Source organism: Mycobacterium sp. IDUB_5 (assembly GCF_055419565.1).
The window spans coordinates 788,561-796,209 of record NZ_JBVAXX010000003.1; the positions used below are offsets into that span (position 1 = coordinate 788,561).

The 7,649-nt window shown below is 66.5% G+C and carries 6 protein-coding genes; 2 read left to right on the forward strand and 4 right to left on the reverse strand.

The features are described 5' to 3' along the window. Window positions 1-159: 159 nt before the first annotated feature. The 4 genes from ACZY1G_RS13025 to ACZY1G_RS13040 form a co-directional block, all read right to left on the reverse strand. A complete protein-coding gene (locus ACZY1G_RS13025) occupies window positions 160-1,617 on the reverse strand; it encodes an FAD-dependent oxidoreductase (RefSeq protein WP_463822602.1) in 1,458 nt (485 codons plus the stop codon). Then, complete coding sequence (gene bphC, locus ACZY1G_RS13030) at window positions 1,614-2,522, reverse strand: biphenyl-2,3-diol 1,2-dioxygenase (RefSeq protein WP_463822603.1); 909 nt, start codon at window positions 2,520-2,522, stop codon at window positions 1,614-1,616. The genes ACZY1G_RS13025 and bphC overlap by 4 nt, the downstream gene beginning before the upstream one ends. Before the next feature lie 14 nt (window positions 2,523-2,536). Further along, a complete protein-coding gene (locus ACZY1G_RS13035; RefSeq protein WP_463814730.1) occupies window positions 2,537-3,718 on the reverse strand; it encodes an acyl-CoA dehydrogenase family protein in 1,182 nt (393 codons plus the stop codon). Window positions 3,719-3,817: 99 nt separating this feature from the next. Further along, window positions 3,818-4,897, reverse strand: coding sequence for a 2Fe-2S iron-sulfur cluster-binding protein (locus ACZY1G_RS13040; protein WP_463822604.1), 1,080 nt, complete (start codon window positions 4,895-4,897; stop codon window positions 3,818-3,820). 132 nt (window positions 4,898-5,029) lie between these two features. On the opposite strand from ACZY1G_RS13040, the gene ACZY1G_RS13045 reads away from it, so the two are divergent. Both ACZY1G_RS13045 and ACZY1G_RS13050 read left to right on the forward strand, forming a co-directional pair. After that, entirely contained in the window at window positions 5,030-6,658 is a 1,629-nt protein-coding gene (locus ACZY1G_RS13045) for a flavin-containing monooxygenase (RefSeq protein WP_463822605.1), read from the forward strand. 15 nt (window positions 6,659-6,673) lie between these two features. Then, window positions 6,674-7,543 (forward strand): SDR family oxidoreductase, encoded by an 870-nt coding sequence (locus ACZY1G_RS13050; RefSeq protein WP_463822606.1) that lies wholly within the window; start codon window positions 6,674-6,676, stop codon window positions 7,541-7,543. Window positions 7,544-7,649 lie beyond the last annotated feature (106 nt).

Below are 7,649 nucleotides of genomic sequence, written 5' to 3' on the forward strand. Positions count from 1 at the left end.
TAGCACAGGGGTGTGCGCGCTGTCACACAAATCGGGCGTGTCAGTGGACAGCGGCGATGAACGCAGAGCTCAGTCCTAGCGCGGGGGCAACGCGGGCTCACGGCGTACAGGACCGAAACTGCCGACGCGTCGAGGCGTCCGCTGGGGGGGCGGGCTGGATCAGCCGCGTGCGGCGGCGCGTCCTGCGCGACGTCCGTAGAAGCTGCCGTCGCCGAGGCTGACACCGCTGGCGTAACCCCATGCGGCCAGTCCGGCGGTGCAGCGGCCCGCGGCGAACAGGCCCGGGATCGGATCACCGCTGACGTGTACAACCTCGCCGTCGAGGGTGGTGTGCAGGCCGCCCAGGGTGAAGCCGCCCGTGGATTCGCGCAGATCAATTGCCGCCACTGGGGATCCGAGCGGGCGCAGCCACCGAGACTTCTTGTGCAGGAGACGATCCCGGCCCTGGGCAGCGTCGTCGTTGTATGCAGTGATGGTGGACTGCAGAGATCCTGGCGGCAGCCCGATCTCGGCTTCCAATTCGGCGACGGTCTCGCACACCCACGTGGGCGGACGCATCATCAGCTGGGGAGAGGGAGAGTTCATCGCCTCGGTCTGCGCGGTCTCGTCGAGGACGAGATAGGCGGTGTTGTTCTGGTGGTAGAGCGTGAGCTGACCGACTCGGCCGGGGTAGGTGTCTTCGGCGACGAAGCGCTGTCCGCGTTCGTTGACCAGGACGCCCCGCACGAGTTGCTGTGGATCGATGAACAGCGCCACTTCCGTGGCGTCCATGTGGGCGAGGTCTGCGCCCAGTGCCTGCGCCATTCTGATCGCTCGTCCATCGTGCTGTTCGATGGAGGCGGCAGGCCGACCGGCGATGCGGGGTGCGTACCGCGCCACCATGGCGTCGTTGTAAGCGAAGCTGCCGGTGGCCAGCACCACACCGCGCCGGGCGCGGATGTCGATCTGGGTGCCGTAGCGGCGGGCCCGGACACCGACCACGCGGCCGTCGGACTCCACGATCAGCGCCTGCACCCGCACGTCGTAGAGCGCGCCGGCGCCGACTGCGGTGGCGGTCTCGACGAGACCTTTCATCATCATGAACCCGGCGCTGGCTTCGCCCTGCTTCTTGTTCTGCATCTGCGGAACGTGGCCGCGCGGTGCGGGTTCGGCGATGGTGTTGAACGGGTAGGAATTCTCTCCGCCGCTGTACATCAGCCCTTCGTCGCCCATGGGTTCCCAGCCGGGCTGATCGAAGAACTCGGCCTTGAACGGAATGCCGCAACCGCTGAGCCACTCGAAGTGGGCGACACTGCCGGCGCAGTAGTCCGCGATGCGGTGCTCGTCGGCGCCCGGACCCATGGCGGCATTGAGAAACGCGGCCATGTTGTCGGCGGAATCGGTGAAACCGCAGGCGGTTTGGAGCGGCGTCCCGCCCCCGAGGTAGATGAACCCGCCGGCCATCGCGGCCGCCCCACCCCAGGACCCGCTGCGTTCGAGGACCAGGACCTCGGCTCCCGCTCGGGTGGCCTCGACCGCGGCTGCGGCACCCGCGACGCCGTAGCCGGCGATCACGACATCGGCGTGGTGGTCCCAGGAGGTGACGCTGCCGGCGGCGACCGGGATCACGTCTGTCACGGACGCATCGCTGCGGGCAGGTCGGACACCCACTGATGACCCCAGTAGCTGTCGGCAGTGATCTCCTCGGCGGTGTAGTGCTCCTCGTCGACGCGCATGCCCTCGGTGCCGAACTCGATGTCCCAGTCGCCGGGGGCGCGCACGTAGAACGACACCATCTTGTCGTTGGTGTGGCGGCCGAGCGTCGAGGACAGCTGGAATCCTTCGGCGTTGACCCGGTCGAGAGCTTGACCGACCGCGTCGAGGGTGTCGACCTCGACCATGAGGTGGATGAGGCCGGGATCGCGCACCGTCTGCGCGGGGCAGATGGCCAGGCTGTGGTGGCGCTGGTTGACGCCCATGAACCGCACCCGCACCGGCCCGAATTCCGGGGGCACCGGAACGCGGAAAGCGCCGCGGGACTTGAAACCCAGTACCTCCGTGTAGAACTCGAACACGCCGTTGACGTCGAGGGCGGGCAGCACGACGTGGCCCAACCCCTGCCCGCCGGTGACGAAGCGGGCTCCGTGAGGAGTGACGACGGGGGAGTGGTCGAGCACCGCGCCATGGAACACCTCGAGCGAGGTGCCCGCGGGGTCCTCGAAGGCGATGACCTCCTCGACGCGGCGCGCGTCGGCTTCCTCCAAAGACAGCTGCTTGTAGGGCACACCTGCGCCGTCGAGGGCCGCCTTGACCAGTTCGAGATCGGCGTGGTCGCGAACCTCCCATCCGACGGTGACGATCTTGTCGACGTCGCCGGGCACGACGATGATGCGGGCGGCCCGCTCGTCCATGCGCAGATACAGGGCGGATTCGTCGGGACCCTGGCCGCCGGCGAAGCCGAGCACATCGAAGGCGAACTGGCGCCACCGGTCGATGTCGGTGGCCGCCACGGTGACGTAGCCGAGGCTCTTGATCAATCCCATGCTGGGCAGTCCTTTCAGATCATCGCCCGCAGCGGACCCTGCGGGTCGACGCCGAGGGAGCTCAGTGCCGAGGCGTGATAGACGGTGCCGGGGACGTGGATGGCGTGTGCCTGGCCGACGTGCACATCGCGCCAGAACCGTTGCAGCGGCTTGTCCATTCGGGCGGCGTTGCCGCCGCAGCGCGCGAAGATCTCGTCGACGGCCGACACGGCTCGCCAGACCGCGCGCACCTGGGTGCGCCGTCCGGCCGCGCGATCCTCGAAAGACACCTCACGCCCGGAGTCGACCATGTCGTAGATGCGGTCGGCGTTGGCCAGCAGTTCCTGGCGGGCGGCGTTGATGTCGGCGGCAGCCTCGCCGATGCCGTACATGACGTAAGGGTCGTCCTTGATGGCCACGCCGCTGGAGTTGACCCGCTGACGTTGGTAGTCCAGCGCGGCGGCCAGCGCACCCTCCGCGATGCCGATCGTTGCCGCGCTGATGCCCAGCGGGAACATCGTCGACCACGGCATGAGGTAGAGCGTGTCGGTCATTCCAGCTTCGCGCTGGGCGGAGCCGTCCATGACCTTCATTGCGTCCATCGTCCGATACGAGGGCACGAAAGCATTTCTGACGATGACGTCCTTGGAGCCGGTACCGCGCAACCCGACGACATCCCAGGAATCGTCGACGATCTCGTAATCCGAGCGCGGAAGGATCATGTGCAGCATCTGCGGGGGCATCAGAGGCTTGCCCTCCGCGTCTCCCATCATCGCGCCTAGGAAGATCCAGTCGCAGTGGTCGGTGCCTGAACTGAACTGCCACCGCCCGTTGAAGATGTACCCGCCGTCGACCGGGTTGGCGACGCCCTGCGGGGCGTACGGTGAGGCGACCCAGGTGTCGACGTCGTCGGCCCAGATCTCGGAAGCCACCCGTGGATCGGCATAGGCCAGCTGATACGGGTGCACACCCACCACGCCGTTGATCCAGCCGGCCGCCGGATCCAGCGCCGCAGTGGCCATGACCGTCTCCGCGAACTCGCGGGGGTGGACCTGCAGGCCGCCGTGTTCAGTGGGCTGAAGCAGGCGGATGTTGCCCGCCGACTTCATCAGTTTGACCGTGTCGTCGGTGAGCTTGCCGATCTTCTCGGCCTCAGCGCCTTGGGTGCGCAATTGCTCGGCGTGCTCGTGCACCCGGTCGATTACCCGCTCAGTCATGTCGTGGTCCTCTTCGTCGCTGGCCTGTGTCAATGGTGTACTGCGGTCTGGAGCGCGGTGGTCGGTTTTCCCGGTCAGCGGAAGCCGCGGAGAGCGAATTCAGAATTCGACGTGAAGGTCGTCGGTGACCGGCCGGGCTTGGCAGCCGAGGATCAGTCCGTCGGCGATGTCGTCAGCTTCGAGGATGTCGCTGGTGGCCATGTCGACTTCACCAGCCACCAACGTCGCTGCGCACGACCCGCACTGGCCCTCCCGGCACGAGTAGGGCACCTCCAGCCCGGCGGCCAGCATGGTCTCCACCAGAGTGGCGCGCCGTGGCCACCGCAACCGGTGCAAGTGACCGTCGAGATCGACGCGCACAGTGGCGGCATCGGCATCGTCGGCCAGCGCCGCCGCGGTGCCGGCATCGTCGGTGAACGGGTCACCGGAGAGCGAATGGAAGACCTCGAGGTGAATCCGCTCGCGCGGAACCCCGGCCTCACTCAGGGATTCCTTGATCACGGCCATGAATGGGCCCGGACCGCAGATGAACGATTCGACGGCGGCCGATCCGCCGAAGACGGTGCGGACGAAACCACTCATCTGCGCCCGGGTCGGTAGCCCCTGCAGCGACTCCAGCCAATGCAGCACCGTCAGGCGACCGGCGTAACGTGCCGCGAGATCACGCAGCTCCGCGGCGAAGATCACCGAGGCGTCGTCGCGGTTGGCGTAGCAGAGCACCACCCGTCCGCTGCCCGCGAACAGCACCGACTTGAGGATGGACATCACAGGAGTGATGCCACTGCCGGCGGCCCACAGCACGAAGTCGGCGTCGAGGTCGGCCGGGGTGAATACTCCCGCCGGGGGGAGCACCTCGATGTGATCCCCTGCAGAGACGTTGTCACACAACCAGTTCGACGCATACCCGGCGACGGTGCGCTTCACGGTCACCTTCGGTGCGTCATCGGTGTGCGGAGAGCTGGCCAGCGAGTAGCAGCGCGCCACCGACCCGGTCTGTTCGCTGGGCACCCGCACCGTGAGAAATTGTCCGGGCCGGTAGGCGAACAGGTCGCGTTGGTCATCGGGGATCGCGAACACCAGCGATCGGGCGTCAGCGCTTTCGTCGATGACTTCGGCGACCCGCACCACCACCCCGCGTCCCGCGCCGACGATCTCGGTATCGGTTTCGACGTCGGTCATGGCCGGTGATTCTGACGCGCTCGGCGACCCGCGCCAACTGGGTCCGCCCGATGGCCGGGAAACTGGGTCACGGCTTCCGGTGAACGGGAGATCCGGCGGCCGCGACAGCGGTGACGACCTACCGTTCGACGCGTGAGCAGCGCATCGAGTACACGCGAGGACGCCGGGGTGGTAGACGCTGTCGTGGTGGGCGCCGGGTTCGGCGGCCTCTACGCTCTGCACACGTTGCGTGGCCGAGGTTTGTCGGTGCGGGTCTTCGAAGCCGCCCCCGACGTCGGCGGCACCTGGTACTACAACCGGTACCCGGGCGCGCGCTGCGACGTCGAAAGCGTTGACTACTGCTATTCGTTCTCCGATGACCTGCAGCAGCGGTGGACGTGGTCGGAGAAGTACGCCACCCAGCGCGAGATCCTGGACTACATCAACTGGGTGACCGACGAACTCGATCTGCGGGGTGGCATCACCTTCGACACTCGAGTGACCAGCGCCGAGCTCGACGAATCCGCGTTGACGTGGACGGTGACCACCGACACGGGCGAAGTCGTCGAAGCGCGGTTCGTCGTGATGGCCACTGGGCCGCTATCGGCGGCGATGACCCCGGACATTCCCGGGCTGGACACCTTCGCCGGCGAGATCTACCACACCGCTCACTGGCCGCACGACGATGTCGACTTCACTGGTGTTCGCGTGGCAGTGATCGGCACCGGATCTTCTGGCATTCAATCGATTCCACTCATCGCCGAGCAGGCGGCGCATCTCTACGTCTTTCAGCGAACACCCAATTTCAGCGTGCCGGCAGGCAATCGACCGCTCGCCGACGACGAGGTCGCCGACATCAAAGCCAACTACGCGCAGCGTCGCCAGATGTCCTGGCGCAGCGGCGGTGGCTCACCGCATGTCGCTCATCCGAAGCTGACCATGGAGGCGGCCCCCGAGGAGCGCCGTGCCGCGTTCGAAAAACGCTGGCAACTGGGCGGTGTGCTGTTCTCCAAGACCTTCAGCGACCAGATGACCTCCCTGGAGGCGAACGAGGAAGCCCGAAAGTTCTACGAGGAGAAGATCCGCGCGGTCATCGACGACCCCGACGTCGCCGATCTGCTCATCCCCTCCGACCATCCGATCGGGACCAAGCGGATCTGCACCGACACGAACTACTTCCAGACGTTCAATCGCCCGGACGTCACCCTGGTCAGCGTCCGTGAGACGCCTATCGAGTCGATCGATCCGACCGGAATCCGTACCTCGGAGAAGCATTACGACATCGACGCGTTGGTGTTGGCAACGGGTTTCGATGCGATGACCGGTACGTTGGCGAAGATCGACATCACCGGCCGCGGCGGACAGAAGCTGGTCGACGACTGGTCCGACGGCCCGCGCACTTACCTCGGGCTGGGCACCGACGGATTCCCCAACCTGTTCTTGGTGTCCGGGCCGGGGGCGCCTGCAGTGCTGGCCAACATGGTGTTGCACGCCGAGGCTCATGTGAACTGGATCGCTGAGGCCATCTCCTATCTCGACGACCGAGGTTACGCGGCGATCGAACCGACCGCCGACGCGGTCGACGATTGGATCGCCGAGTGCGCACGGCGTGCAGAAGCGACCCTGTTCACCCGGGCCAATTCCTGGTACATGGGTGCGAACGTGCCTGGAAAGCCGCGGCAATTCATGCTGTTCATCGGTGGCTTCGGCGTCTACCTCGACATCTGCAATGAGGTGGCTGCAGCGGGATACAAGGGATTCCAGCTGCTCAAGGAGCCGTGAGAACGGAGGATCACAGTGGGTGTCTATGCCGTCACTGGTGCGGCGTCGGGGATGGGACATGCTGTCGCACAACGGCTGCGCGACGACGGGCATCGGGTGATCACCGTCGATCGGCACGACGCTGAGGTCATCGCCGATCTGTCCACCCCGCAGGGGCGCGCGCATGCTGCGGCCGCGGTAGCAGACGCGGCGCCGGGACATCTCGACGGCGCGGTGCTGGCCGCCGGGGTGGGGCCACGTCCCGGGCGGGGGAGCGCCGAGAACATCCTGTCGGTCAACTACTTCGGTGTCGTCGAACTCGCCCAGGCGTTGCAGCCGGCGCTTGCGGCTGCCGATCGCGCCAAGGTCGTTGTCGTGGGCAGTAATTCGGCGACAACGATGCCGATGGTGCCAGGCCGCGCCGTGCGCGCGCTACTGCGCGACGATCTGGCCGGCGCGTCACGCGCGGTACGGATGTTCGGTTCGACCGCGCCGGCGATGGCGTACGGCGCCTCCAAGATCGCCGTGATGCGCTGGGTCCGCCGTACGGCGGTGCAACCGATGTGGGCGGGTGTCGGGATCCGACTCAACGCGATCGCGCCCGGGGCCGTCGACACCCCGCTGCTCGACGAACAGCTTTCCTCACCGCGACAAGCCAAAGCGGTCAAGACGTTCCCGGTGCCGGTCGGGGGTTTCGGAGATCCCGCTCAGCTCGCGGGCTGGATACGGTTCATGTTGTCCGAGGATGCGGACTTCCTCTGCGGTAGTGTTCTTTTCGTGGACGGCGGATCGGATGCGTACTTCCGCGCTGATGACTGGCCCCGACGGGTGCCCACGCTGACCGTTCCTCGATACCTGTATCGGATGGTCGCCTTTTCGAGAGGTTCGCGAGTGCACGGTGTGTGAGGGATTGTCTGGTGTTCGCGTGGCAGAGCGTGCATTCGGCCGGGCTATGGGGAGGCGGCGTCCATTTCGCGTTTGATTTCCAGGGCGATGTCGATCAGTTGGTCTT

Excerpts from the sequence above, each read along its gene's own strand:
- ACZY1G_RS13040 (WP_463822604.1), bottom strand. The coding sequence starts at position 4,897 with ATGACCGACGTCGAAACCGATACCGAGATCGTCGGCGCGGGACGCGGG.
- bphC (WP_463822603.1), bottom strand. The coding sequence starts at position 2,522 with ATGGGATTGATCAAGAGCCTCGGCTACGTCACCGTGGCGGCCACCGAC.
- ACZY1G_RS13035 (WP_463814730.1), bottom strand. The coding sequence starts at position 3,718 with ATGACTGAGCGGGTAATCGACCGGGTGCACGAGCACGCCGAGCAATTG.